This window comes from Polynucleobacter corsicus (assembly GCF_018688255.1).
Lineage (GTDB): Bacteria > Pseudomonadota > Gammaproteobacteria > Burkholderiales > Burkholderiaceae > Polynucleobacter > Polynucleobacter corsicus.
In genome coordinates this window covers 314382-338482 of sequence record NZ_CP061314.1, presented here as the reverse complement: position 1 = coordinate 338482, position 24101 = coordinate 314382, and the positions used below count along the sequence as shown (strand labels likewise).

The following is a 24101-nucleotide window of genomic DNA, read 5'->3' as shown; positions in this document are numbered from 1 at the left end:
CCATGACTAAAAGTGCTAATTAAATAAGTTCTATTTTGGACACAACTTAAGACGAATATCTATCTTACAGTCAATGTAGAGGCAAAAAAAGGGTTTTGTATTAGGGTTTTACATTAGCCTCTAGTGGTAAAAGTCGTTTTAAAAAAAATGACGACTTCGCTCCCGTAATGCAGGCCAGAAAAGATTTACCACTAAACCAGCAATTACGAGGCCCGCAGCCATGATTTTCCAGCCTGGCAGGGCCTCGCCCAAGAAAAAGGCTGATGCCCCCATTCCAAAGATAGGTACTAATAGGGGGGCGGGAGCCACCACAGCTGCCGGGTGCTTTGAGAGCAACCAGCCCCAAGCAGCATAGCCAAAGAGAGTATTAGCCCATGCCTGCCAGAGCACTCCAATCCAAGCCCCTATGGGCGCTAATAAGGTAATTTCCCATAAATGGGTGAAACCACCCTCAAAAATGAGGGAAAGGATAAGCAAGGGAGGGATTGAGAAAGCGCTCGCCCAAACCACATAAGACAACATATTGATGGCACCAGCCCTGCGACTCACTGTATTGGCAACCCCCCAGGAGAATCCGGCAAAGACTACTAATGCAAGACCTAGGAAAGTTGTCGCGGCATCGGTGTGCAAGGCAATAATGACCAAACCCGTCATCGCCACCGCTACAGCCACTGCCTGATACAGCCTAAGACCCTCTTTAGCGAAGAACATCGCAAAGCCAATCGTAAAAAATACCTGCGTCTGAATAACTAATGATGCAAGCCCAGGAGAGATACGCCCATCAATCGCAAAGTACATCACGCCGAACTGCCCTACCCCAGTTGCTAAACCATAAATACACAGGTTAATCCAAGAGACCTTGGGTTTAGGCATAAAAAATACTACTGGCAATAAAGCAAAAATGTATCGCAGCGCTGCAAAGAAAAATGGTGGAAAGCTATCGAGAGAAATCTTAATGACTACAAAGTTTGTGCCCCATACGGCAACGATGGCGAGCGCTAATAACAAGTGGCTTGCAGGAAGCCCAGGATGCAACTGTGTACTGCCTGATGTTTTTGAATTACTCACCAGTAAGCAGTTCAACAGCGCGTTGCGCAATCATCATGGTCGGAGCTGCAGTATTGCCTGAAGTAATTGTTGGCATTGCAGATGCATCCACCACTCTCAGATGTTGAATACCCCGAACTCGTAGTTGCGAATCCAATACTGCCATCGGATCATCATCGCGCCCCATCTTGCAGGTGCCCACTGGATGAAAAATTGTCGTACCAATATCCCCAGCAGCTTTGATGAGTTCTTCATCACTTTGATATTGTTTGCCCGGCTTGTACTCATCAGGTGTGTAGGGCTTCAGTGCTGGACTTTCCACAATCTTGCGTGTGAGGCGCAATGAGTCGGCGGCAACTTTGCGATCTTCGGATGTAGATAAATAATTTGGTGCAATGACTGGCGGCACCTCTGGGTCAATCGAGCTGATGTGCACACTACCGCGAGATGTTGGGCGCACGTTACAAACACTGGCAGTAATCGCATTAAAAGAATGCAAATCTTCGCCGAACTTTTCAAGTGAGAGTGGTTGAACGTGATATTCCAAATTAGCAGAAGGCTGATCTGGTGAGCTATACGCAAATGCGCCTAACTGTGAGGGGGCCATTGACATCGGGCCAGAGCGCTTGAGCACGTACTCCATGCCGATGAATAGCTTGCCAAGCAAGGAGTTCGCTTTGGTATTGAGAGTCTTAATGCCATTGACTTTGTAGATCATGCGCAATTGCAAATGGTCTTGCAAGTTCTCGCCTACGCCTGGTAAATCTGCAATGACGGGGATGCCCAGCTTATTGAGATGCGCAGCTGACCCAACGCCCGAGCGCTCTAGAACCTGCACACTACCAATGGCGCCTGCACTCAGAATCACTTCACCTTGATTGGCGGTGCAATGCACATCAATAGTTTTGCCATCCTTAATATATTGAACACCATAGCAATTTTTAGAGCTTGGATCAATCAACAATTTATTGACCATCGCTTCAGTAAGGACAGTGAGGTTAGATCGCTTAGCAGCATCACGCAAAAATGCTTTTGAAGTATTTAGGCGCCAACCTTTGCGCTGACTCACATCAAAGTAACCCACCCCAAAGTTATCGCCCTGGTTAAAGTCATCTGATGCTGGAATGCCTGCCTCTACTGCAGCCTTTTTAAAAACATCCATGATGGGCCAACGCAAACGCTGCTTAGACACCGTCCACTCACCACCTTTGCCATGCCACTGATTGGCGGGGCCGTGATAATCCTCGAATGATTTGTAACGACGCAATGCGTTTTGCCAAGACCAAGAGTCATCACCAGTTGCTTTAACCCAAGATGCGTAATCACCTTCTTGACCACGCATATAGATCATGCCGTTGATAGATGAGCAGCCACCTAAAACCCGACCGCGTGGATATAGCAGTGAGCGTCCGTTGAGACCTTTTTCAGCAGCAGTCTTAAAACGCCAATCCGCTCTTGGGTTATCGATGCAATATAAGTAACCCACTGGTATATGTATCCAGATGTAGTTGTCATTCTTACCAGCCTCAATCAAGAGAACCCGTTTAGCGGGATTCTCAGTCAGGCGCTTAGCCAGCATGCAGCCTGCGCTGCCAGCGCCGATGATGATGTAGTCGTAGGTGTTTTGTGAAGAGGCTTGAGTCATGTCTCTGTATTTAAATGTATTTGGAGTACTGCACTCATTATTCACCATCCCAACGAATCAAGTAATTCTTGTCACTTTTGTTGATTTGATATAGAATCATTATTGATCTAACATTAGATCATGAGAACTACCTTTAAAAAAGCTTTTACCCAGTTTGTAAAAAAGGCTTCCAAGCCTTTGCAGTTAGTAATTGAAATCAGGGTCGCTGAAGTTTGCGATAACCCTAAGATAGGCCAACAAAAGCAAGGGGACCTTCAGGGTGTATTTGTTTATAAATTTCGCTTTAACGCACAAGAATATTTAATGGCATACCAATTTGATCATTTGGCAGGTGCAATAGAAATAACTTGGATTAAATTTTGCCAAATAGGACCTCATGAAAATTTTTATACTCAATTAAAAAAATCGATTCGACTTAAATGACAACTTCAAGCCATTCCAATACAGAAAGTGAGGTCTATATATGACTCAATTCATGAACGCAGAGGATCTTTTTGCTCATGTGCAAAAAATGCCCTCGAAAGAACGCATTAAATTTTTCTCTTTAGTTGCAATAAATGCCTTCCAAGAGACTGAATATACGCATGAGCAAGTATTTGGACATCTTAGAAATGCTACATTTTCAGCGGAAGAGGCCGCAGAGTTTTTAGAAATCTCGCTTCCCACTTTACGAAGATATGTACAGTCCGGCAGATTGAAGCCTACATCAATCATTGGAAGAAGCCAGTTATTTTCTAGCGCCGATCTGAAGCTACTAAAACAGAAAATCAATAAAGAATAATTAAAGTTCAATACCCGTCTAAAATAACAATATGCATGTCAACGAAAAGAACCGCACCCCCAAGAAAGATGATCTTGATGATGGGCCCAGCAAATCCGAGCTAAAGCGCTTGATGACTGAGCGCCAAAAGCTGGCCGAAGTTTTAGCGGCGCTCAGTAGCGATGCCTTAAAGTCCATACCAATGGATGAGGCTATTAAGGCCTCCATTGCGGAAACAAACAAGATTAAGAGTTTTGAGGCAATCCGTCGTCATAAGCAATACCTTGGCAAACTCATGCGCTTTTTGGATGAAGAAGAGTTGGATGCCATTAACAAACGTTTAGATGCCATCCAAGGCGTTAGCAAGGCAGAGACTGCAAAGCTCCACCATCTGGAGTCGTATCGCGATCGCCTGATTGCCAATGACGAAACTTTCACGAAGATGATTGAGCAATATCCTGATATGGATATTCAGAATATGCGCACCCTCATCCGTAATGCTCGCAAAGAAAAAGAAACCAATAAACCTCCTAAGGCTTATCGAGAAATCTTTCGCGTCTTAAAGGATATGGGGATTTAAGTTTTTGCTTTAGATCTTCAGCTTTGCCGAGGGAATTTCTACCCAGCGATACAGGTAGTTGGCGGCAATAGTGCTGCACACCACGACTCCCAACATTAAGCCAATCGCAATCAGGCCACTCTCGTGGGCATGCATTCCAGAGGCAATATAAAGCGCGTTTGTTAGCAAGATAAATGCAAAGTGAATTAAAAAAGCACAATAAGATCGCGGGCTCGCCCAAGCAATAAAGCGCAATACAAATACTTTTACTTTTGAGCTTGCAGGTTTTAAGTCTGAATAACTCACATTACCCCACACAAATAATAGTAGGGCTACAAACCAAGCCAAGAAATTTCGTAACCACACTTGATGCAATGTGGAGATCGCAATAATCACTCCAATTGCAATCAGTACAAACTTGGCCAAGACTTGAATCTTCTTATCGGAAAAGTTCTTCGCAAGATAAGCCACCACACCAAGACCATAGGAGCCAATGAAATAAATGAAGTAGGCCTCGTATTGTGCCGAACGATTGAAGTAGAGCAAAGAGCTCACAATAACAATGCTGATCAGCCATATTAGAGCCTGATAAGAAGAAAAAGAAATGAGCAATACAGCCAAAACTGAGTAGAGCTGCCAGTCAATCGCTACATACCAGGCCCCAGCAGAGATCGAATCTAAGCCTAAGATACCTTGCAAGAAAAATAAGTGGGCTAAAAATTGCCCCAATGTTTCTTGCTCACCAACGAATTCATCGTTAACCCAAAAGCGCGCAATCCAAGCACAGAGAATCGTAAAAGCTAAAGCGGCAATGTAAGGGGCAAACAAGCGCAAATAGCGATTAATGATGATCCGCAGTAAATTCTGGCTGCTGAATTTTGCATTCGCAAATCGCGCGAGTGACTGGGTTGCTAAATACCCAGCCATCACTAGAAAGATTTGTACAGCATAACGACCGTACTCAAAGAGCCATGTCATTAGGCCTGGTAATACTGAGCGCGCATCTACCGCCATCTGGCCATAACTCGATAGGTGGTGCAGAATGATTAACAGAGCTGCAATTACCTTAAGGAGGTCAATTAAAAGCTTATTGCCTTGGTGTACTTTCGCTTGCAAGAGTCAATCGATATAAAGATAAGTGCTTAGTTTAGCGAAGCCGCATAAGCAGCTAAAGCCTCAATATCATCATCACTCAAACCACGCGCGGCGCTACCCATAGTTCCATCCATATCAATACGGCTACCTGAACGAATATTTTTTAATTGAGCCACGATGTACTCGTGAGACTGCCCCGCTAAACGGGCTATATGTTTTTGCCCCTGGAGCTGAGCCCCATGACATGAATTGCAATACTGTGCACCAGCAATTTGCTGACCCTTTGCAATCTTGTCAGTGTTACCAGACTTGGCAGGAGGTGGAGGTAATACAGAGTAGTAGGCGGCAATATCCCGCATATCTTGATCGCTTAGCGGCATTGCTAGAGCCTCCATTGCCCCACCCTTACGCTGTTGCCCACGAAACTGAATCAGCTGATAGGTAATTGATAGCGCCGGCTGTGCTGCAAGATTCGGAATCTCTGGCGAAATACCAATACCATTTTCGCCATGACAAGCTAAACACGTTTGGGCTTTTACTTTGCCTGCTACAGCATCCGGTGGCGCAGCAGATACATTGACCGACAAAATTAAGGAAGTAAAAAAGGCCACCCCGAGGATGGCCTTAGTGATAGAGATCAGTTTCATTTGCCGTATGACACGCGGAAGATTGCGCCAGTCTCATCATCTGAAACCAACATAGAACCGTCTTTGAGCATCTGCACGTCTACTGGACGACCCCAGAACTTATCGCCGTCTAACCAACCGGTCACAAACGGCTCTGACTTCACAACCTTGTTCTTAGAATCCAATACAACACGCACCACTTGATAGCCTACGCGTTGTGTTTTATTCCATGAGCCATGCTCAGCGATAAAGATATTACCTTTGTAGTCTGCCGGGAATTGCTTGCCGTTATAAAAACGCATACCCAAAGCAGCTACGTGAGCGCCTAAGTTATAAACAGGCTTATCAAACTCATCACATGATCGGCCTTTACCAAACTCCGGATCTAAGAAGTCGCCTTGATGGCAATGAGGATAACCAAAGTTCATTCCCTTAGGGCGCACTAAACGATTCAGTGTGTCGTTTGGCTTATCTTCAGCAACCCAATCGCGGGCGTTATTAGTAAACCAAAGTTCTTTTGTGCCAGGCTGGAAATCCATACCAACACTGTTACGAACACCAGTTGCTACAGTTTCCAAGATATTGGTCTTGAGATTCAAACGAACAATCGTTGCATGAGTTGAAGGTGGCACAACGATATTTGCTGGCGTACCAATTTGGAAATACAAATACTGTCCGTCAGGACTGAGTTTCATAAACTTCCAACCGTGTGGCTCATCCTTAGGTAGTGCATCAAACACCACTACTGGTGCTGGTGGGTTATCTAAGTTCTGCTCGATATTGTCATAACGAATAATTCGGGAGAGTTCAGCAACATAGAGTGAGCCATTGGTAAACGCTACGCCGTTTGGACGATGTAAACCTTTGGCGATAGTCTTCACTTCCCGTTTACCATCTTTAGTCACTACCGCATACACATTACCTGTAAAGCGTGTGCCGACAAACACAGTACCGTTTGGAGACTCAGTCATTGAACGACCATTAGGCATGCCTGATGCCCACAATTCAATCTTAAAGCCTGCTGGTACCTTTAACTTGCTCACTGGAATTTCATCTGCAGGTAGCGCAGAAATACCAGGTGGGTTTGGCGACAAAGAGGGGTTCATGCCATCAGCAGTTCTACCCTGCGCCCAAGTCGGCGGAATTGCTGGTGCTGGAGCTGGCGCTTGCGCACTCGCCAAAGTGGCTGCCGCAATACCCGCAACGAACATCAAAGAATGAATGGTTTTCAATTTCATAGATACGTCTCCCGTTTTATTGCTCTTGTTTTTAACTTATTGTTATTGATTGCTATTTACGTTTCATCAAATCCTAAAGCATTTTAAATACATTCACATAAAACCACTAACTACTGCACTGCACCAAATTCTAGAAAGTTACCCGCGCGCCTACAGTAATAGCCTGCGGCATTCCCGCTTGGTAAGCAGATGCCTGACTAGCAATATTAAAAGTCACGTATTGACGGTTAAATAAATTGACTACTGAGGCAAAGACTGAGGCTTGTTGCGTGAGTTGATAATTAGCTCTTAAGCCTACAACGGCATAAGCGGGTACCGGCAAAGTGCCGGTAGACATCCAAGAGTTACCGACATAACGCACTGTAGTACTAAGGCTTGCTTGAGGAATTGGGTAGTAAGTAATTCCGGCGTTAGCCATATTTTTAGGAACGCCGCCTACCTGCGTATTGATGGGGTCCGTAGTAGCGCTCCAAGTCAGAATTGTGCTCGTGTAGCTGTAACCACCATCCAATGCCCATTGCGCATTGAGGTCATGGTGATATTGCAGTTCAACACCACGGCTCAGCAAGTTTTGCTGGTTGGTGTAGTAACTTACATTGGTGTAGCCAGAAGACGAACTAGTAGCTGAGCAACCCGATAAGCCTGATGTTGTACAGAGGCTGCTTGCAAATGCCCAATTTGCGCTAGTGATCTTATAACTGGTAATGGCATTTTGAATGTAATTATTAAACGCCGTTAACTGAGCAAATCCACTTTTCCAGCGGTAGTCCGTTCCCACCTCGTAGCCCGTCATTGTTTCAGGAGTTAAATTCGGATTTGCTAAAGAGTAGCCGCTAACAGAGTTTCCATAGCTACGTAATGTGTTATTCATACTAGGCGCATGAAAAGCTTGATAGGCCGCACTTCGCAAATCCCAATTGTTATTTGCCTTATAGAGCAGCCCAAGCGAAGGGCTTAATTGAGTTTTGCTTTGATTAGGAATGACTTGATATTGGGGACTAGAACCACCTGCACCGGCGTTGTATGCACTTGGGATCTGGCTATTCCACTGATCAATGCGCGCCCCCAAGGTAGCTTCAAGAGGAATGCTACTGGCACTTGATTTAATTTGCCCTAAGAGGCCATAAAAATTTTGCTGCCCCTGTGCATAGCTTACAGAGCTTACAGCGCCGGCCGTAGATAAGTTATTCGTTTGATTGGATGCAGAGATATTTCTTGCATCAACACCAATGATGTATTGATCAATTCCTGCAGCCTTTAAATCATGAGTGTACTGAGCCGAGGCACCTACAGTAGAGTAAGGATCTGTATAGTTTGCATTAACGTATGGCTTGTACGGCGCAGCACTTAAATTATTCGCAGTCTGCTTATAAAAGTTCGTTGCTTGGTAATACACGTTGACCTGAGTCTTTTTATCCACATCTAATTGTGTTGTTGAGCCTGCGGCAACATCCGCCGTTTGAATTAAATTAGGCGCTATTGCATAGTTATTACTTAAATCAGACATCGTGCTGTAGCCCATGCGTAAAAAGGCATTGGTATCTTGCGTTGGCTTGAAATAGTTCTGCAGGCGGACATTAGAATTCTTAACTGCGTCTGTACCCATGCCATTTTTAATATTGCTCGGTGAGCCCGGAGAAATCGTAGCGTAGTTTTGAAAACCCTCACTCGAGAAATAATCTGCCGAGAAGCGCATCTGCATTGCATCTGAAACAATTAAGTCCTTAGAGGCAGCAATATTTCCAGTACCAAAGGATCCATAACTAGCAGATACATCCTGGGAGCTATTCTTGGGCGTCTTGGTGTTGATATTAATAACACCACCCATACCGTAATTACCCCACAGACTCGATACTCCGCCGCGTACAAATTCAACCGACTCAATGGAGGACATGGGGACTAAGTTCCACTGAACAGTCCCATAAAAAGCATCGTTTGCAGGCAGGCCATCAATCAATACCAATGTGCGCCCATAACCTAAGCCGCGCACATTAATACTCTGGCCCGTAGGATCTTTTTGATAGTACGGCACATCATTCAGAAATACACCCGGTACATTTTTTAGCACCTGATCGATGGTTTGATCTGGGGAGCTCTCTAATACCTCTTTGGTCAAAATAGTTGTGTTCAGCGACATCTGATTCAAAGGTGTACCAGAGCGAGTGGCGTTGACCACCACATCACCTAACTGTTGATCGTAATTAGGTGGAGGAGCAATTTGAGCCAGGGCTGTTGGCGCAATAAAGCTCAGGACCAATGCGCTTTGGCATAGCCCTATCCTCAAAGCAACATCCCCTTGTCCATAAAGCGATGTACTACTTCGATTTCGGCTTTGACTTAGCATTACCCATCAAAGAAGCGAGCATAGGATTGCTACTAGCAAGCTCTTTTTTGGTTTTAGCAATACTCTCTGCAGCACCCGGCTTGGGCGTCTTAGCAGCATTTTTCATGCGCTGCGCAGTCGTTAGGGCTAGGTTTTTATAGAGATCCGTTTTTTTCATTGACATAGTAATTAGATTTTTTAATAGATATTGCGATTACTTCGTCAATGAGCGAGCAGCTAAGCCCAAGAACAGCAATGACCAACCTTGCAAAAGTAATTCAATTGCAATGAGTAAGCCGGGCAACCACAGGCTGCTTTCTGGATAGCCATTCATGATAAGTACACCCATCAAGATAGATATTGTAGAAGACAACACCAACCAGAACCATTCACGGAAATGACGATGCTGAAAGGCGGAGATCAGGCGCAGAAAGCCGGTCACAAAAAAGATTGCGGCAAGCCAGAGGGTGATTACTTCCAGAGCGGGAATCGGAAAGGCCCAGGTGTAGACGCCAGCTGCAATATACAAAACCGCCAGAACCATTTGAATGCCAACACTCTTCCAGCCAGTAGATTTAAGAGCATGAGCAAATTGCACTACACCACCAAAAATCAAGAATGCACCCAATATATTTACTGTTACAAATGAAAATAATGTTTGCCCAGCAACACCAATCATTCCTAAGGCGATAAACAGTATCCCCATGCCAATGAGTGCACCAGGAACTTTTGCAGCAGCGCCTAAAACAGCAGCGCGGATTTCTTTTATTTGAGCTACAGATAATTCAGTCATATGGATTCCTACAAAGTGTTATCTACTGTATCAATAAATTCACGGACAGTGCGATTAAACACCTCTGGCTGCTCGATATTAGATAAGTGTGCAGCATCTTCCAATATGACCAACTTAGATCCATCAATCATGCGATTGAGCACAATGGCTTGGTCCACGGTACAGGCCGGATCCTGACGCCCTGTCAGAATCAGTGTTGGAGCCTTGATTTTTAAGAGCATGGTGGTTTGCGCCATATCTCTCACCGCACTTGCGCAACCTAGATAACCCTCAACCCCAGTACCCAAAATCATCTCGCGCACTTTGGCAATATCTTGAGGCGCTCGAGCAATAAATGGGGCAGTAAACCAACGCTGAATAGTGCCATCTACCAAGCCGGCAATACCTTCTTTGCGCGCAAGTTCAAAACGCTCCTCCCACAAACTCCGTGGAGGCATTTCACTGGCAGTGTCGCAGAGGGATAGGGAATAAACACGCTCCGGAAAGCGAGCACCAAGCTGCTGACCAATCATGCCGCCCATCGACAGCCCGATGAAATGTACTTTATCAATCTTTAAGGCATCCAATAAGGCAACCGCATCATCCGCCAATTGAGGAATGCTGTAGGGCGCTGGCGTTGTTTCAGAATCGCCGTGCCCACGCTTATCAAAACGGAGGACTCGATAACGATCACTTAATGCAGGCACGTTCCAATCCCACATACTGCAATCCGACATCAGGCTATTGGCCATCATCACCACATGGCCATCACTAGGGCCATCAAAACGATAGGCCATATCGACCCCATTGACCTTGATGATCTGTTTTTCGAGTTTTTGGCTCATGTATCTCTGCTTTCTGGCTGATTTAGCTATTTGTATATACCCCATCTTGATCATGGCGATCTTAAAAGGAGCATGGTAGATTATCCAATGAAACTATAAAAATACTTAGGAGACATGATGCAAAAGGTATTGCAATCCCCTCGTTTGCTCAAGCGCAACTGGATGTTGAGCTTATTGATTGGCTTGGGGCTTAGCCTCAACCTGATTTCTACAGCTGCGAGCGCGCAAAGCTATCCCAATCGAACAGTAAGGATGATTGTGCCCCTCACTACTGGGTCTGGTGCTGACATTGCCGGCAGAATTGTTGCCAAAAACCTTCCGGAAACCTGGAAACAATCCGTCATTATTGAAAATCGTCCTGGTGCTGGTGGCTTAATCGGTACTGGTGCAGTGGTCAGTGCTGAGCCGGATGGCTACACCTTGCTGGTGCAATCCGCTTCATACGCGGCCAATCCAGCCATTTATAAAAAGCTGCCTTACGATCCACTCAAGAGCTTGGTTGATGTCGACATTCTTGGGCAAACACCTTATGTCTTAATTACTGCCGCAGACGGTCCTTATCAGTCTGTTCGTGATTTAGTCATTGCGGCCAAGTCTAAACCTGGTGAGGTGACTTTTGCATCTGCAGGTGTTGGCAGCTCGACTCACCTTGCTGCTGAGTACTTCAATCAAATGATGGGCATCAAGCTTATTCATGTTCCTTACAAAGGATCACCAGAAGCCATTCAAGATACGATGGCTGGACGCACCGCTTTTTATATGGCGCCACTAGATACCGCCATCGGGCAACTCAAGGGTGGCAAAGTGAGAGCGCTTGGGGTTACTAGCAAAGCGCGCAATGCTGCCGTGCCAGATATCCCAAGTATTGCTGAGTTAGGTTATGCCAACTTTGAAATTGGTCTGTGGTTTGGTGTGTGGGCACCGGCTGGCACACCAGCAGCAATTGTGAAAAAGATTAATCAAGATATTAATTTGGCGATGCAAAGTCCTGAGGTGAAGACTGCATACGAAACCAAAGGTATTAAAGCAACTCCCATGAGCCCACAAGAGTTCGGTAAGTTTGTGCGCGAAGAAATGGCGAAGTATCAGAAGATCGCTAAAGACGCCAACATCGAACCTCAGTAACTAGCTAAAGTAAGTTGAACTCCACTCACGCTGCCCCCCTCTGTAAAGCCCCAGATCCAGAAATTCGATCACCACAGATTGTCTTTCCTGCTGGGGCGGTAGATTGTCATGCCCATGTATGTGGGCCTGCTCTGGAGTTTCCTTATGCTGATGAGCGCATCTACACTCCGCCTGATGCCACACTGAGCCAATATCAATCTTTATTGAGCATGCTGGGTGTTGATCGTGCTGTCTTAGTTCAGCCCAGCGTCTACGGCACTGACAATCGAGCTATGCTCGCAGCACTTGCCACGAATCCCAACAAGTTTCGTGGAGTTGCAGTCATCGATAGCAATATTGCAGATTCCGAACTGGAGAGACTTCATCAAGCTGGTGTGAGAGGCATTCGTTGCAATGTTGTGGATGTTGCCGATAAATCCAAGGGTTTACCGATTGACGAATTAACCGCAATCGCCAAACGCATCCAACCTTTTGGCTGGCATTTAGAACTACTCGCCCACGTGAATGAATATCCCGATCTCGCCAGAACATTTGCCAACTTTCCGGTGGACTTGGTATTTGGTCACTTTGGTTACTCCCATGCAAAGTATGGTGTGCATGACAAAGGATTTCAGGGTCTGCTAGAACTTCTGAAAAATAACAAAGCCTGGGTCAAAATGACGGGACCTTACCGTATTTGTGATGGGGACTTTCCCTATACAGATATGCGAGTATTTAATGACGAAGTAATTAAAGCCAATAGTAAGAGACTAGTCTGGGGTAGTGATTGGCCTCACGTGATGGTCAAAAAGCAAATGCCGCATGATGCCGATCTCTGTGATCTATTGGGGTCTTGGGTATCCGATCAAGAGCTTAGAAAAGCGATTCTCTCGGACAATCCCTGTATGCTATATGACTATCCAGCCTTCATCGGCACCCAATAGACATTAGCAAGAAAGAATACAAACCCCATGGATAACACGCTTACTATTATTCTCGGCATTGTTGCCATGCTACTTCCGCTGATGGTAGGTCGTTTGGTATGGAAACGCTTTGATCAATACTTTGGTCGTAATGATGAAGCTTACATGGATACCCTTGAGCATTTCCTTAAAAAGATTGGCTTCACTATTTTGGTTGCCTTCGTACTCTTGTGGATTGGTATCAGCCTTGTGTTTACCGGTAGCGCTAACACCTAAATAACTCACCAATAAAGACTGCCTGCCGTGAATGATCAATTCAAAACGCTTTTCAATAAAGCGAAGCTGAACTTTGCAGTGCTTGCCAGCATATTGATGTTGGCCGTCTTAGGAAAGATGACCAATCCTGAGCTCACCAATCAAATTTTTCAGACTGCAGATCAACTGGTTTCTGAACTCATCCTACTATTTGTTGCCATTACTCTTGGCGCCTTTATTCCCAACTTCAAACTCGTAGTCTTCGGAGCTATTGCCGCCTTTGTTGCGGCAGCAGTAGCCATTCAAACAGGTATTTTTACCTACCTGACGATTGAATACCTTTTTGCTGTTCTGATCGTGGTCCTAGGCTTCGCATCGATCGCCAATCTGTATCGACATTACAGAGAAGTTCAGTTTTAAGCCCAAATTTAGGCTATTTTCACTAATTTCTTGATTTTTCATGAAATTTCAAGAAAAATAATGAAAATACTGGAATACATCTATGGGCGCTATTCACTTAAGCAAATTCTCCTCTCAGGCAAACCCCGAGATACTCAATACCTTGCGTCAAATTGCCGATATCGAAGGTAAAAAGTTTCATGCGGTTTTGGATGAGGCCTTTCGTGACTTCTTAAACAAAAAGGGGGTATCAACCCCCGATCGCCAAGTAATGGCAAGCTTTGCACAAAGCCTGCATGAGTTTGAGGATCTATATAAAGAGCTTGCTAAGTAATGCTCTTTATTACCATGCAAGACATCATGCTGATGCACGGTGTCTTGATTAATAGATTTGGTGGATCACCAGGCTTAAGAGACAAAGCGGGTCTTGAGGCGGCGCTAATGCGCCCTCAATCAGGCTACTACCCAGATGTTATTTCTCAAGCAGCAGCATTGTTTGAGAGCCTCATCATTAATCACCCTTTCATTGATGGCAATAAAAGAATTGCCTTTGCCGCAATGGATACTTTTTTGCGCATCAATAATAAAAGACTCAATACAGATTCGATGGAAGCCTACCGTCAAATAATGCACATGTTCAAAGTGCAGGAGCTCAAGTTCGACCAAATTGATGCATGGCTCCGAACTATCTGCAAATAAACGAATTTTTAAAGCAACTGCTCCATTCCATGCTCATCAATGAGTCGTTGCATTAATAATCTTTCCCGCTCATCAATCTCGTGGATCTCGAGGAAGCGCTTGTTTCGCTCATAAATCCCTATCGCTTCTTTATCAGTTAAAAGTATGTTGTGATCAAGCTGCCATGACAAGCTTCTTAACTGTAGATAGTCTCGAATCCTAATATGTGCTCCATCAATATTGAATTCGCCTACATCCTTATCAATTTTAGACATTGGTAACTCAATCGTAATCATGCTGCTGATTTTTTCTTCTCAATGTACGTGACATAACAAACTCCTTTTTAATAGTTACGTCATGTCGATCTCCTTCATTAAATGCAGCACAAAATACTGATAGCGAAATTTTAATTCTTAGAAAAAACCATGAAATAAAAAAGGTTGGTAGCGAGCCAGCAATCCTGAAGATGGCTATTGTCATAAAAAGTAAATATTAATTAGGGTATCTACCCATCAACACTAAAAAGATGATGCTACCAAAGGATTTATTGCGCCATATCCAATTACAGATGTGCCAAATCCTCCACAATCATTTAAAGTAATTCAAAACAGTAGAGGAGATCCTTATGCAGCTATCAGTTAATGGCAAGATTCACAATATTGATGTCGAGCCAACCATGCCCTTACTATGGGCTATTCGTGAAGAAGTAGGCCTTACCGGAACGAAGTATGGATGTGGTGTGGCTCAGTGTGGTGCTTGTACGGTTTACCTCAATGGTGAACCCGTGCGCTCTTGCTCATTACCAGTATCTGCAGTGGGTACAGCTAAGGTTACGACCATTGAGGCGCTCTCTAAAAATAATACGCATCCAGTGCAACAAGCCTGGATTGCTCTTGATGTACCCCAGTGCGGTTATTGCCAATCTGGACAGGTGATGGCTGCTGCCGCTCTACTGAAGAGAATTCCGAAGCCTACTGATGCTGATATAGATAGTGCCATGAGCAATCTCTGTCGCTGTGGTACCTATCAAAAGATTCGTGACGGGATTCATGTTGCTTCTGGTCAGAAGAAACTAGCAGAAGTACTGGCTCAGTACGACGCATCTCCTGCAACACGCGGCTAAGGGAATCGATATGACGCTCAATACATTAGACACTCCATTAGTTAATAGCTCACGTCGCGACTTCATTATTAAAGGCACCCTAGTAGGTGGAGGCTTAATGCTAGGCGTAGGCGTCCTACCTGAGGCATTTGCTCAAGCTGGCGCTAGCTATGATCCCAATACTCCTACCCAATTTGGCGATGCAGAGGTCAATGCCTGGGTCAGCATTAAACCCGATGACACTGTGTTCATTCGGGTTGCTCGCTCTGAGATGGGGCAAGGCACGCGCACTGGCTTAGCTCAACTAGTGACAGAGGAGCTGGAGTGCAATTGGAGAAAAGTAAAAACGCAATCCGCAACCCCGGGGCAGAGCTTGGCTCGCAAACGTGTGTGGGGGGAGCATGGCACTGGCGGTAGTCGTGGTATTCGGATATCGGAAGATTATGTGCGCCGAGGCGCAGCAGCAGCTCGCATCATGCTCGTACAAGCTGCCGCCAATCAGTGGAACGTTCCCGTTAGCGAATTAAAAGTAGATAAAGGTATCATTACCCATCTTCCAACAGGACGTAAGACTACCTACGGCAAAGTTGCGGAGCTAGCATCTACTCTCACCCCGCCCGATCCAAAGTCAATTACCTTAAAAGATCCCAGAACTTGGAAGGTTGCCGGCCAACCTTATGCCCGGTTAGATACGACCAATAAAGTCAACGGCAGCAAGGTATATGGTATCGACCTGCAACTCCCTGGAATGCTTTGCGCATCGGTCAAGTCTTGCCCCGTATTTGGAGGCAAGCTGGTCAGTTATGACGAAGCCAAGATCAGCAATCTGCGTGGAGTGAAGGGCGTTGTCAAAATTAACGACAGCACTCTAGCGGTAGTAGCTGATACCTGGTGGCATGCCAATACTGCGCTCAAGGCATTACCGATTGTTTGGGATGAAGGCAAGGGAGCGAACACCTCACAAGCTGGCATTAATCAGATGCTCAGAGATGGATTAGACGAACAAGGTGATTTCTGGCAACGTCAGGTTGGTGATGCTCCTGAAGTCATTCAGTCTTCCGCTAAAAAAGTAGAGGCAATTTATTTCACGCCATTTAGAGCTCACGTCACGATGGAGCCCATGAATGCCACCGTCAAGATTTCTGGTGACCGTGCAGAGGCTTGGGTACCGACACAAAATGGTGAAGGCTCTCATGCGGCTCTGTCCGAAGCCACTGGTTTACCGCTTACTAATTGCGAAGTCTACAAGCTAGATTCTGGTTGCGGCTTAGGTCGCCGTGGATCGACGCAAGACTTTACGACTTATGCAGCAAAAGTGGCACAGCAGTTTCCTGGAGTGCCGGTGAAGGTGATTTGGAGTCGTGAAGAAGATATGACTCATGATTTTTATCACCCCATTGCTATGGCAAAGATGACTGCAGGCTTAGATGCCACTGGCAATGTGACCGGCATGCATATCAAGGTTGCAGGTCAATCTATCAATGCTACAGCTGCGCCGCAAAATATTAAAAATGGTAAAGATGAGCGTCAGTTACAAGGTTTTTATGAGAAGGGGCCGGATGCGCAATTAGGCTATACCTTCCCAAGCCTACTGACTGAATATGTCATGAAAAATACGCATGTACCAGTCGGTCCCTGGCGCGGCGTGAATACCAATCAAAATGGTATTTTTATGGAATGCTTTATGGATGAATGCGCCAAGGCTGCAGGCAAAGATCCAGTGGAATTTAGGCGCGCATTAATGCAGAACCATCCTAAACATCTTGGCGTTTTAAATGCAGTAGCCAAAAAAGCGGAGTGGGATAAGCCGCTGCCAGCGGGAACCTATCGTGGCGTGGCGCAATTTATGGGATATGCCAGCTACTCTGCTTGCGTAGCTGAAGTCACAGTCCAAAATAATATTGTTAAGGTCAATCGTTTAGTGTTTGCATTAGATGCTGGTCATATCGTGAATCCGTATCTCACCCGTGAGCAAATTGAAGGTTCTGTACCGATGGCGCTCGGCGCGATCTTTCTTCCAGAAATTACCGTTGAAAAAGGTCGTATCAAGGAACAGAATTTAGACACCTATCCACTACTCAAGTTGAGCTCCACACCCAAAATTGAAACAGTACTGGTGTCGACCTATGACTTTTGGGGTGGTGTTGGCGAACCGACCATTTGCGTAGTGGGTCCTGCTGTAGCAAATGCGATTTCTGCAGCAATCGGAAGGCCAGTGCGTAACTTCCCACTGTCCAAGGAGAACCTGAGCTTAGCTTAGTCGGCGACTTCATCGGCAACTCATCCTGAGATGTTGCAGCAATACAAACCAAGCAAGTCAAAAGCCCCTCAGTGAGACATGATGTCCAAAGAGGGGCTTTTTTATTGTTAATCAGCGATCACTTGAGCTAACTTGCTTTAATTTATTTCTCAAGCGCCCCATAAATTAATGCATTGAGCTTCTCACGATGCACCTTACGGATCTCACCTGGAGCAACACCCATCATGACAACGACCATCTGCTCTTTTGGATCAACAAAAAAGATGGTGCCGTAAGCGCCGTTCCAAGAGTAGTCCCCAACGTTACCGTTATTTGCCGATAGTCCTCGCTCTGTTCTCACGGCCACTCCCAAGCCAAAGCCGTAACCAAGGCGGGCAGGCTCAGTACCGCTCACATTATTTTTAATATCTTTGTTTAAATGATTGGCTGTCATGAATGCCACGGTTTGGGGGCCTAAGACACGCTTGCCATCAATACTGCCGCCATTAAGTAACATTTGACCAAAGCGCAAATAATCACCTGCTGTTGAGTAAGCGCATGAACCGCCGCAATCAAACTTCACTTGCTTGGTATGAATATCGACCTTTTGTGGCTTTCCAGTTAAGGGATCTAACGGCAATGGTTGGGCTAAACGCGGGCGATCTTTTTCAGCTAACTGAAATGAGGTATTTGGCATGCCTACTTTGCTCCAAACACGCTCTTGCAAAACACCGCCAAGAGACTTACCTGCAATTTTCTCCTCGATGATGCCCAGTATATCAAGGCCAAAGCCATAGTCCCACACAGTGCCAGGCTCATACAGCAATGGCGCAGTAGCCAACTTATCAATGAATTCTTCAGTCGACAGATTGATTGCTGCGGGAGCGGAGCCTGCAGGATAAAACTGATGAATTGGGGTTGCGCCACGACCGCCGTAAGTAAGGCCGTTAGTGTGGCGCATCAAGTCTTGTACGGTGATGGGATTTTTTGCAGGACTTGTAGTGAGCTTGCCATCAGCATCTACCTGACCGACTTTCATATTCTTAAACTGGGGTAGCCAATCTGAAATTGGCGCATTTAATGGCAACTTGCCTTCTTCATAAAAAGTTAAGGCGCCTACCGTTGCCATTACCTTAGTCATCGATGCCAAATTAAAGATGGCATCGGTTGTCATAGGTTTTTGGGCATCTTTATCGAGATAGCCATAGGGCTTAAAAATACTCAACTTGCCATTTTTGGAAACTGCCAATACAGCGCCCGGCATCTGATTGCTAGCAATCTGGTCTGCAAAGAAAGTATCAATACGCTTGAGACCTTCCTGCGTAAAGCCTTGACCCGATGCAGGTGGTAATGGGGATTTGCCAACTTGTGCACTAACAAAAGATGGGGTAGCCAGCACTCCAATGACAGCGCTAGCTAAGAGTAATTTTTTCATTTATTCTCCAATATATTTTTTATAACTGCTGATGTAAATATACCCCTCTTTTGCACCCTATTTCTATCGACCCCAACCCGATGCGGGAAAGGTATGCGCCTCACCTTGACTCCTTAATGTGACGCCAAGCTGACCAACCGATAGGAACCAGGATTGCTTATCTATTTTTGGTTTGATGCCCCCAAAGACTTTAGGATCCAATATAGCAATACACCATGCTGGGATTGCATCCCGAGCCGACTGATACACGATTGCTTGCACATCCGCTTTCCGCGCCACACGAGCGATTTCTTGGGTATTAACATATTGACTTGAGTCACCCCAAAGAGTTACATCCCTGTCAAAGGGCGGCTGTCTCAGATCAATTGCTTGACATGTTGGTTCACAGGAAAAAATAGTATGTGCAACCGGGCTCAATGAATGTAAATCCACAGCTTCTTTTAAAAATCGCCAACGCCAATATCCGAGTTCTGCACCTGCCGTTCGAATGGATTCTGCTCCATAAAAAACGCCTGGATCAATTTCAGATCGAAATCGTGATCCCCCTCGTTTAGGATGGTATCGAAATGGGGTTGAGAGCAAATAGTCTAGATTAGATGTTCCGGACCTTAGTAAAGGCTTGTTGCCCTCAAGCAGCGACTCTAAAGTCTGCTGCTCTTCCAGATCATCGACTAACTTCATGGTCGAGGCAATGTGTTGAGCCTCAACAATTCTCCAAACTTTTTCCCGCCAAGGAAATGCTTCACACGATACCGCGTGAGGAGTCCAAGTATTGAACGACACGTACCAATCCCTCCGTTGTCTGTATTAAGTTAATGGGCTTTGCATGCAAACCTAGGTTTTCACTTTTTAGCCATTGCTGCGCTATCTGGTCATCACTCACAATGGAATCAAGCGATCGATATAAGCGCACAAACAGAAGTGAAAAATCCCACCCCTTTGTCCCTTCCTTTAATTCATAGACACCCTGGCTTAGACGGGTAATTGTTGCGGGACTTAGCCCCAAGATCTTTGATAACGAGGCTTGAGAAATTTGCAATCTATCAGCCACACGAATCACCGCCTTACCCAGCACGTCTGATGAGCTCGCAACCGACCTTACTTGATGAGCCGCTTTCATGATATTTGTGTAAATAATTTCATTAGAAATATTATTACATATAAATTTCTTAAAAAATTACCAGGCTTTCTGCATGGCAATCCATTTGATATCGCCTTTGAGAAATATTTGTTATAATTAAAACAAATTAAGTTTTATATAACACATACACCTCACAATATGCACATACACGCCGAAATCCCTCAAACCATCGATCGTGGGGCCTTGGCCAAAATGGTCATGCAGCTAATGGATCACTGGGATCTGCCTACCGAAGATCAACTTGCATTACTGGGCTTAGCTTCTAGCAACCGCTCTGCCCTTGGACGCTATCGTCAAGGCGAACCCATTAGCCAAAACGTGGACCAATATGCGCGTGTAGGTCACCTGCTAGGAATTCATAAAAACCTTCGACTTCTATTTCCTCGCAACAAAGAGTTTCTATATAGCTGGATGAAAACCAAAAATAAGGCCTTTGAAAATAGAACCCCAGTTGAAGTTGTTAAAGAACTTGGGTTTATGGGTCTGCTGATGGTGCGGTCTTACCTAGATAGAGCAAGAGGCGTCTAATGGACAGCCTATTTGATAATTTAACACTGGTTGACACTCATCAAGATTTGGCTCGAAACATCATCTTCCTTATGGAGAGTGAAAACCTTTTCGATGATCTGAGTGATTCCCCAATAGACTGGGAAATCGCTCAGATGGTTGAGCTTGACCACAAGCCATCTCCATTTGAGTCGCCTGTGCCTGCAATACATCGCCCATTTGAGGATGCTATGTGGGATAACGTCATTACATATCCATTCAAAAACTGGATGCGTAGCCGTTTTTCAGATGGTTCTTTTGGAGTTTGGTATGGAGCGGATACACTTGAAACCAGTATTTATGAATCAGCACATCATTGGTATACGGGACTCCTAAGTGATGCCGGATTTAATCGACCAGGCGCATATGTTGAACGCAAGGCCTACTGGGTTAGGTGTGATGCCGTATTAATTAATCTCAAAGAGAAGGCTCTATCTCACCCTCAGCTAGTCGATCAAAATGACTATAGCTACACGCAAACTGTTGGGGCTAGATTGCATCATGAGGGGCATCCAGGACTTTTGACAAGGTCCACTAGAAATCTAAGTGGGGACACTTTTGCAATCTTAAAATCTCAGGTACTTTCAGCCCCCCGTCATGCAGCCTTTTACTCTTATGAAATAGCTGATGACTCCATTTTGGTAAGGTTGGATGGAAAATCTCTGGTTTTGAAAATTCCTAAGCATTAATTCTTGAGCCCATCGCCATATACCAGTCCCAAACACACTTGGAAACCAAAAAAGATGTCGCTCACACAGCAGTACCAAAAAGTAAAAGATAGTGTGGTTCAAGTTTTAGCCCTTAATGGTAATGACATCATAAGCTCTGGATCTGGCTCAATCATAGGTAAAGGCTGCCATGTCCTTACCTGCGCTCACTGCGTAATTAATGGGGCACAAATGGCTATTGCCGATCCCAAAAACCCCGGCATAGCCCTGCACGGTAAGGCTGTTTTTATAGACCAGTCAAATGATATTGCTCTACTTGAATTTCCTCACTTTATTGGCTCACCGGTGATTTTTGCGAACAGCAAAACGTGCTCAATAGGAAATAGCGTTTTTATCGTAGGGTTTCCAATGAACATCATGGAGCCAGTTTTGTTCTCCGCTCATATAACTAGCTTAACCCTTAATCAACTAAGGGTTGATGCTTCCGTAAATCACGGCAACAGTGGAGGACCACTCTTTAATTCTTCCGCAGAGCAAATAGGAGTTATAAATGCTAAGCATGGGTCGCTATCGGCATACTTATCCCAGCTTATGAATGCTCGTCCGGGAGCATCAATAAGCATTTCGGGGATAGACCCAGTGCAAACCATTCAAATTTTAATCAGTGAAATGCAGAAGAACCTAAACCTGGGAATAGGTTACGCAGTCCCAACATCGGCAATCAAGCCACTGCACGGAATACTAAGCGCAGCCATTCCTTAGTGAAGACGCTAGATTTAAAAAAATCGATCTATAAAAAATATGCTTAGTCAAGGAAGAAACTGACCAACTTGCAGGTTATGGGTACCCACACAGCCATAGAGCTCAACCGATAAAGGAGATCTGATTTCTCCGGCTTTATATATCTTTTTAGTTATATAGAGTCAATATTTAAGTATTTGTAGTTATGGAGATAGCCCCAGACAATACAGGGCTATGTACAAATATGACCATATTGACCAAACCCTTGTAGATCAACGGGTTATCCAATTCCGTGACCAGGTTGAGCGACGCCTGAACGGCACTCTAGCCGAAGAAGAATTCCGTCCTCTCCGCCTTCAGAATGGTCTCTACCATCAGCGCCATGCTTATATGCTGCGTGTTGCCATTCCTTATGGCTTGTTAAGTGCTGAGCAATTACGCACCCTCGCTTTAATTGCGGATAAATATGACCGCGGGTATGGTCACTTTACGACTCGTCAAAATATTCAATTTAACTGGGTAGAGCTAGAGCAGACTCCAGACATCTTGGCAGAATTAGCCAAAGTAGAGATGCATGCGATTCAGACATCAGGCAACTGTATTCGGAATATCACAAGCGATGCCTTTGCTGGTGTTGCCGCAGATGAATACATTGACCCACGCCCCGTTTGCGAATTACTCCGTCAGTGGTCAACCTTACATCCTGAGTTTGCTCATCTACCGCGCAAATTTAAGTTTGCAATTAATGGCGCCAAAGAAGATCGCACTGTCTTGCTCTGCCATGACGTCGGCATTGAGCTCAAGAAAAACCCGGCTATAAATAATGGCGAATTGACTGCAGATATCTATGCCGGCGGGGGTATGGGCCGCACACCCATACTGGGATCATTGATTAAGCAAGGCTTGCCTTGGCAAGTTCTACCAAGCTATTTAACTGCCCTATTACGTGTATATAACCGCTTTGGCAGAAGAGACAATCTCTACAAAGCCCGTATTAAGATTTTAGTAAAGGCTTTGGGGCCAGAAGAGTTTGCGCGCCAAGTTGAAGGTGAGTGGGCACAGCTTCATAACGAGGCAAAGCAAAGTAAAGATAACTTTACACAGGCTGAGTGGGAACGTGTTGCAAAGCACTTTACTAAACCCGCATATCAAAAGCTCAATACAGTAAGTAATGAAGTCATTCTGGCTGCCACACCTGAAACGGAAAGAGCTGCCTTTGCTCGCTGGCTAGATCGCAATGTCAAATCACATCAAATACCAGGCTATGCCAGCGTAATCCTGTCGCTCAAGCCCCATGGCACTGTCGCTCCTGGCGATGCAACCAGTGCGCAGATGAATGCCATAGCCGACTTGGCAGACCAATACAGCTTTGGTGAATTACGCGTTACGCATGAACAAAATTTAGTGTTGGCCGATGTTGAACAAACACAATTACTTCATCTTTGGCGCGCGGCAAAGAATAACAATCTAGCCCTACCCAATATCGGATTGCTTACCGATATCATTGCTTGTCCTGGTGGCGATTTCTGCTCACTGGCAAACGCCAAGTCACTACCAATTGCCAAAGCAATTCAAGAACGATTTGATGATCTAGATTACTTATTTGATTTGGGTGATATCAGTCTGAACATATCAGGATGTATTAATTCCTGTGGTCATCATCACGTTGGCAACATTGGTGTACTGGGGGTCGATAAGGATGGTGAAGAGTGGTATCAAATTACCTTAGGTGGCGAGCAAGGCAATGATGCCTCCATTGGCAAAGTGATTGGGCCCTCTTTCTACGCCAATGAAATTCCCGATGTCATGACCAGCTTGATTAATACCTATGTTGAACAACGCACAGGCGATGAACCTTTCATTGAGACCTACCGACGCCTTGGTGTAACACCCTTTAAAGAAGTGGCCTACAAGAACAATGGGAAGCACTCCAAAGGAGCGTTAGCTTAATCATGGAAAA

28 protein-coding genes are annotated in these 24101 nt (G+C 45.2%); 15 read left to right on the top strand and 13 right to left on the bottom strand.

What is annotated here, in order from left to right; translation table 11 throughout:
• Positions 1-138 precede the first annotated feature (138 nt).
• Together C2747_RS01900 and C2747_RS01895 are read right to left on the bottom strand one after the other, a co-directional pair.
• Positions 139-1068 (bottom strand): EamA family transporter, encoded by a 930-nt coding sequence (locus C2747_RS01900; RefSeq protein WP_251374796.1) that lies wholly within the window; start codon positions 1066-1068, stop codon positions 139-141.
• Positions 1061-2692, bottom strand: a complete 1632-nt coding sequence (locus tag C2747_RS01895; protein ID WP_215332021.1) for a GMC family oxidoreductase — start codon at positions 2690-2692, stop codon at positions 1061-1063. The genes C2747_RS01900 and C2747_RS01895 overlap by 8 nt, the downstream gene beginning before the upstream one ends.
• A 120-nt stretch (positions 2693-2812) precedes the next feature.
• Here C2747_RS01895 and C2747_RS01890 point away from each other — a divergent pair, with 120 nt between their 5' ends.
• From C2747_RS01890 to yjgA, 3 genes are read left to right on the top strand one after another with little or no spacing between them, the layout of a single operon-like run.
• Positions 2813-3115 carry a type II toxin-antitoxin system RelE/ParE family toxin gene (locus tag C2747_RS01890; protein WP_215332020.1) on the top strand — a complete coding sequence of 101 codons (303 nt, stop codon included), beginning with the start codon at positions 2813-2815 and terminating at the stop codon, positions 3113-3115.
• Between the two features lie 52 nt (positions 3116-3167).
• The gene (locus C2747_RS01885) at positions 3168-3473 is read left to right on the top strand and encodes a helix-turn-helix domain-containing protein (RefSeq protein WP_251374795.1); all 306 of its coding nucleotides are present in this window, start codon (positions 3168-3170) and stop codon (positions 3471-3473) included.
• 31 nt (positions 3474-3504) lie between these two features.
• Positions 3505-4032: a ribosome biogenesis factor YjgA gene (gene yjgA, locus C2747_RS01880; protein WP_215332018.1), complete on the top strand. Its 528-nt coding sequence runs from the start codon at positions 3505-3507 to the stop codon at positions 4030-4032.
• 9 nt (positions 4033-4041) lie between these two features.
• Here yjgA and C2747_RS01875 read toward each other — a convergent pair whose 3' ends face one another.
• The 7 genes from C2747_RS01875 to pcaD form a co-directional block, all read right to left on the bottom strand.
• Positions 4042-5127 (bottom strand): acyltransferase family protein, encoded by a 1086-nt coding sequence (locus C2747_RS01875; protein WP_215332017.1) that lies wholly within the window; start codon positions 5125-5127, stop codon positions 4042-4044.
• A gap of 26 nt (positions 5128-5153) precedes the next feature.
• Positions 5154-5753: a c-type cytochrome gene (locus C2747_RS01870; RefSeq protein WP_215332016.1), complete on the bottom strand. Its 600-nt coding sequence runs from the start codon at positions 5751-5753 to the stop codon at positions 5154-5156.
• Positions 5750-6970, bottom strand: a complete 1221-nt coding sequence (locus C2747_RS01865) for a PQQ-dependent sugar dehydrogenase (RefSeq protein ID WP_251374794.1) — start codon at positions 6968-6970, stop codon at positions 5750-5752. The genes C2747_RS01870 and C2747_RS01865 overlap by 4 nt, the downstream gene beginning before the upstream one ends.
• Before the next feature lie 130 nt (positions 6971-7100).
• Positions 7101-9227: a TonB-dependent receptor gene (locus tag C2747_RS01860; RefSeq protein WP_215332015.1), complete on the bottom strand. Its 2127-nt coding sequence runs from the start codon at positions 9225-9227 to the stop codon at positions 7101-7103.
• Positions 9228-9285: 58 nt separating this feature from the next.
• On the bottom strand, positions 9286-9477 hold the full coding sequence (locus C2747_RS01855) for a hypothetical protein (RefSeq protein ID WP_215332014.1): 192 nt from the start codon (positions 9475-9477) through the stop codon (positions 9286-9288).
• A 30-nt stretch (positions 9478-9507) separates the two neighbouring features.
• The gene (locus tag C2747_RS01850; RefSeq protein ID WP_215332013.1) at positions 9508-10086 is read right to left on the bottom strand and encodes an HdeD family acid-resistance protein; all 579 of its coding nucleotides are present in this window, start codon (positions 10084-10086) and stop codon (positions 9508-9510) included.
• 8 nt (positions 10087-10094) lie between these two features.
• Positions 10095-10910, bottom strand: a complete 816-nt coding sequence (pcaD, locus tag C2747_RS01845; RefSeq protein ID WP_215332012.1) for a 3-oxoadipate enol-lactonase — start codon at positions 10908-10910, stop codon at positions 10095-10097.
• A 117-nt stretch (positions 10911-11027) separates the two neighbouring features.
• On the opposite strand from pcaD, the gene C2747_RS01840 reads away from it, so the two are divergent.
• The 6 genes from C2747_RS01840 to C2747_RS01815 all read left to right on the top strand — a co-directional run bounded on the left by C2747_RS01840 (position 11028) and on the right by C2747_RS01815 (position 14290).
• On the top strand, positions 11028-12035 hold the full coding sequence (locus C2747_RS01840) for a Bug family tripartite tricarboxylate transporter substrate binding protein (RefSeq protein WP_215332011.1): 1008 nt from the start codon (positions 11028-11030) through the stop codon (positions 12033-12035).
• A 14-nt stretch (positions 12036-12049) separates the two neighbouring features.
• Entirely contained in the window at positions 12050-12958 is a 909-nt protein-coding gene (locus tag C2747_RS01835) for an amidohydrolase family protein (RefSeq protein WP_215332010.1), read from the top strand.
• Positions 12959-12985: 27 nt separating this feature from the next.
• Positions 12986-13213 (top strand): hypothetical protein, encoded by a 228-nt coding sequence (locus C2747_RS01830; RefSeq protein ID WP_215332009.1) that lies wholly within the window; start codon positions 12986-12988, stop codon positions 13211-13213.
• 27 nt (positions 13214-13240) lie between these two features.
• Positions 13241-13612, top strand: coding sequence for a hypothetical protein (locus C2747_RS01825; RefSeq protein WP_215332008.1), 372 nt, complete (start codon positions 13241-13243; stop codon positions 13610-13612).
• A gap of 82 nt (positions 13613-13694) precedes the next feature.
• Positions 13695-13925, top strand: coding sequence for a hypothetical protein (locus C2747_RS01820; RefSeq protein WP_215332007.1), 231 nt, complete (start codon positions 13695-13697; stop codon positions 13923-13925).
• Positions 13925-14290 carry a type II toxin-antitoxin system death-on-curing family toxin gene (locus C2747_RS01815; RefSeq protein ID WP_251374793.1) on the top strand — a complete coding sequence of 122 codons (366 nt, stop codon included), beginning with the start codon at positions 13925-13927 and terminating at the stop codon, positions 14288-14290. Before C2747_RS01820 ends, C2747_RS01815 begins: the two co-directional genes overlap by 1 nt.
• An 8-nt stretch (positions 14291-14298) precedes the next feature.
• Here the strand turns inward: C2747_RS01815 and C2747_RS01810 are convergent, their stop codons facing one another.
• Entirely contained in the window at positions 14299-14544 is a 246-nt protein-coding gene (locus tag C2747_RS01810) for a hypothetical protein (protein WP_215332006.1), read from the bottom strand.
• Between the two features lie 350 nt (positions 14545-14894).
• On the opposite strand from C2747_RS01810, the gene C2747_RS01805 reads away from it, so the two are divergent.
• Positions 14895-15392, top strand: coding sequence for a (2Fe-2S)-binding protein (locus C2747_RS01805; protein WP_215332005.1), 498 nt, complete (start codon positions 14895-14897; stop codon positions 15390-15392).
• A gap of 10 nt (positions 15393-15402) precedes the next feature.
• A complete protein-coding gene (locus C2747_RS01800) occupies positions 15403-17631 on the top strand; it encodes a xanthine dehydrogenase family protein molybdopterin-binding subunit (protein ID WP_215332004.1) in 2229 nt (742 codons plus the stop codon).
• A gap of 142 nt (positions 17632-17773) precedes the next feature.
• On the opposite strand, the gene C2747_RS01795 is transcribed toward C2747_RS01800, so the two are convergent.
• The 3 genes from C2747_RS01795 to C2747_RS01785 all read right to left on the bottom strand — a co-directional run bounded on the left by C2747_RS01795 (position 17774) and on the right by C2747_RS01785 (position 20165).
• Positions 17774-19045 carry a serine hydrolase domain-containing protein gene (locus C2747_RS01795; RefSeq protein WP_215332003.1) on the bottom strand — a complete coding sequence of 424 codons (1272 nt, stop codon included), beginning with the start codon at positions 19043-19045 and terminating at the stop codon, positions 17774-17776.
• A 63-nt stretch (positions 19046-19108) separates the two neighbouring features.
• The gene (locus C2747_RS01790; protein WP_251374792.1) at positions 19109-19828 is read right to left on the bottom strand and encodes an RES family NAD+ phosphorylase; all 720 of its coding nucleotides are present in this window, start codon (positions 19826-19828) and stop codon (positions 19109-19111) included.
• Complete coding sequence (locus C2747_RS01785) at positions 19788-20165, bottom strand: antitoxin Xre/MbcA/ParS toxin-binding domain-containing protein (RefSeq protein WP_215332002.1); 378 nt, start codon at positions 20163-20165, stop codon at positions 19788-19790. The genes C2747_RS01790 and C2747_RS01785 overlap by 41 nt, the downstream gene beginning before the upstream one ends.
• A 159-nt stretch (positions 20166-20324) precedes the next feature.
• Here C2747_RS01785 and C2747_RS01780 point away from each other — a divergent pair, with 159 nt between their 5' ends.
• The 4 genes from C2747_RS01780 to C2747_RS01765 all read left to right on the top strand — a co-directional run bounded on the left by C2747_RS01780 (position 20325) and on the right by C2747_RS01765 (position 24091).
• Positions 20325-20714, top strand: coding sequence for an MbcA/ParS/Xre antitoxin family protein (locus C2747_RS01780; RefSeq protein WP_215332001.1), 390 nt, complete (start codon positions 20325-20327; stop codon positions 20712-20714).
• Positions 20714-21421 (top strand): RES family NAD+ phosphorylase, encoded by a 708-nt coding sequence (locus C2747_RS01775; RefSeq protein WP_215332000.1) that lies wholly within the window; start codon positions 20714-20716, stop codon positions 21419-21421. The genes C2747_RS01780 and C2747_RS01775 overlap by 1 nt, the downstream gene beginning before the upstream one ends.
• 3 nt (positions 21422-21424) lie before the next feature.
• A complete protein-coding gene (locus C2747_RS01770) occupies positions 21425-22162 on the top strand; it encodes a S1 family peptidase (RefSeq protein ID WP_215331999.1) in 738 nt (245 codons plus the stop codon).
• Between the two features lie 213 nt (positions 22163-22375).
• Complete coding sequence (locus C2747_RS01765; protein ID WP_215331998.1) at positions 22376-24091, top strand: nitrite/sulfite reductase; 1716 nt, start codon at positions 22376-22378, stop codon at positions 24089-24091.
• The last annotated feature ends 10 nt before the right edge of the window (positions 24092-24101 follow it).

Bases quoted from the DNA above. Each gene is read 5' to 3' on its own strand.
- C2747_RS01895 (WP_215332021.1), bottom strand. From the start codon at position 2,692: ATGACTCAAGCCTCTTCACAAAACACCTACGACTACATCATCATCGGC.
- C2747_RS01890 (WP_215332020.1), top strand. From the start codon at position 2,813: ATGAGAACTACCTTTAAAAAAGCTTTTACCCAGTTTGTAAAAAAGGCT.
- C2747_RS01885 (WP_251374795.1), top strand. From the start codon at position 3,168: ATGAACGCAGAGGATCTTTTTGCTCATGTGCAAAAAATGCCCTCGAAA.
- yjgA (WP_215332018.1), top strand. From the start codon at position 3,505: ATGCATGTCAACGAAAAGAACCGCACCCCCAAGAAAGATGATCTTGAT.
- C2747_RS01870 (WP_215332016.1), bottom strand. From the start codon at position 5,753: ATGAAACTGATCTCTATCACTAAGGCCATCCTCGGGGTGGCCTTTTTT.
- C2747_RS01865 (WP_251374794.1), bottom strand. From the start codon at position 6,970: ATGAAATTGAAAACCATTCATTCTTTGATGTTCGTTGCGGGTATTGCG.
- C2747_RS01855 (WP_215332014.1), bottom strand. From the start codon at position 9,477: ATGTCAATGAAAAAAACGGATCTCTATAAAAACCTAGCCCTAACGACT.
- C2747_RS01850 (WP_215332013.1), bottom strand. From the start codon at position 10,086: ATGACTGAATTATCTGTAGCTCAAATAAAAGAAATCCGCGCTGCTGTT.
- pcaD (WP_215332012.1), bottom strand. From the start codon at position 10,910: ATGAGCCAAAAACTCGAAAAACAGATCATCAAGGTCAATGGGGTCGAT.
- C2747_RS01840 (WP_215332011.1), top strand. From the start codon at position 11,028: ATGCAAAAGGTATTGCAATCCCCTCGTTTGCTCAAGCGCAACTGGATG.
- C2747_RS01830 (WP_215332009.1), top strand. From the start codon at position 12,986: ATGGATAACACGCTTACTATTATTCTCGGCATTGTTGCCATGCTACTT.
- C2747_RS01820 (WP_215332007.1), top strand. From the start codon at position 13,695: ATGGGCGCTATTCACTTAAGCAAATTCTCCTCTCAGGCAAACCCCGAG.
- C2747_RS01815 (WP_251374793.1), top strand. From the start codon at position 13,925: ATGCTCTTTATTACCATGCAAGACATCATGCTGATGCACGGTGTCTTG.
- C2747_RS01810 (WP_215332006.1), bottom strand. From the start codon at position 14,544: ATGTCTAAAATTGATAAGGATGTAGGCGAATTCAATATTGATGGAGCA.
- C2747_RS01805 (WP_215332005.1), top strand. From the start codon at position 14,895: ATGCAGCTATCAGTTAATGGCAAGATTCACAATATTGATGTCGAGCCA.
- C2747_RS01800 (WP_215332004.1), top strand. From the start codon at position 15,403: ATGACGCTCAATACATTAGACACTCCATTAGTTAATAGCTCACGTCGC.
- C2747_RS01795 (WP_215332003.1), bottom strand. From the start codon at position 19,045: ATGAAAAAATTACTCTTAGCTAGCGCTGTCATTGGAGTGCTGGCTACC.
- C2747_RS01785 (WP_215332002.1), bottom strand. From the start codon at position 20,165: ATGAAAGCGGCTCATCAAGTAAGGTCGGTTGCGAGCTCATCAGACGTG.
- C2747_RS01780 (WP_215332001.1), top strand. From the start codon at position 20,325: ATGCACATACACGCCGAAATCCCTCAAACCATCGATCGTGGGGCCTTG.
- C2747_RS01775 (WP_215332000.1), top strand. From the start codon at position 20,714: ATGGACAGCCTATTTGATAATTTAACACTGGTTGACACTCATCAAGAT.
- C2747_RS01765 (WP_215331998.1), top strand. From the start codon at position 22,376: ATGTACAAATATGACCATATTGACCAAACCCTTGTAGATCAACGGGTT.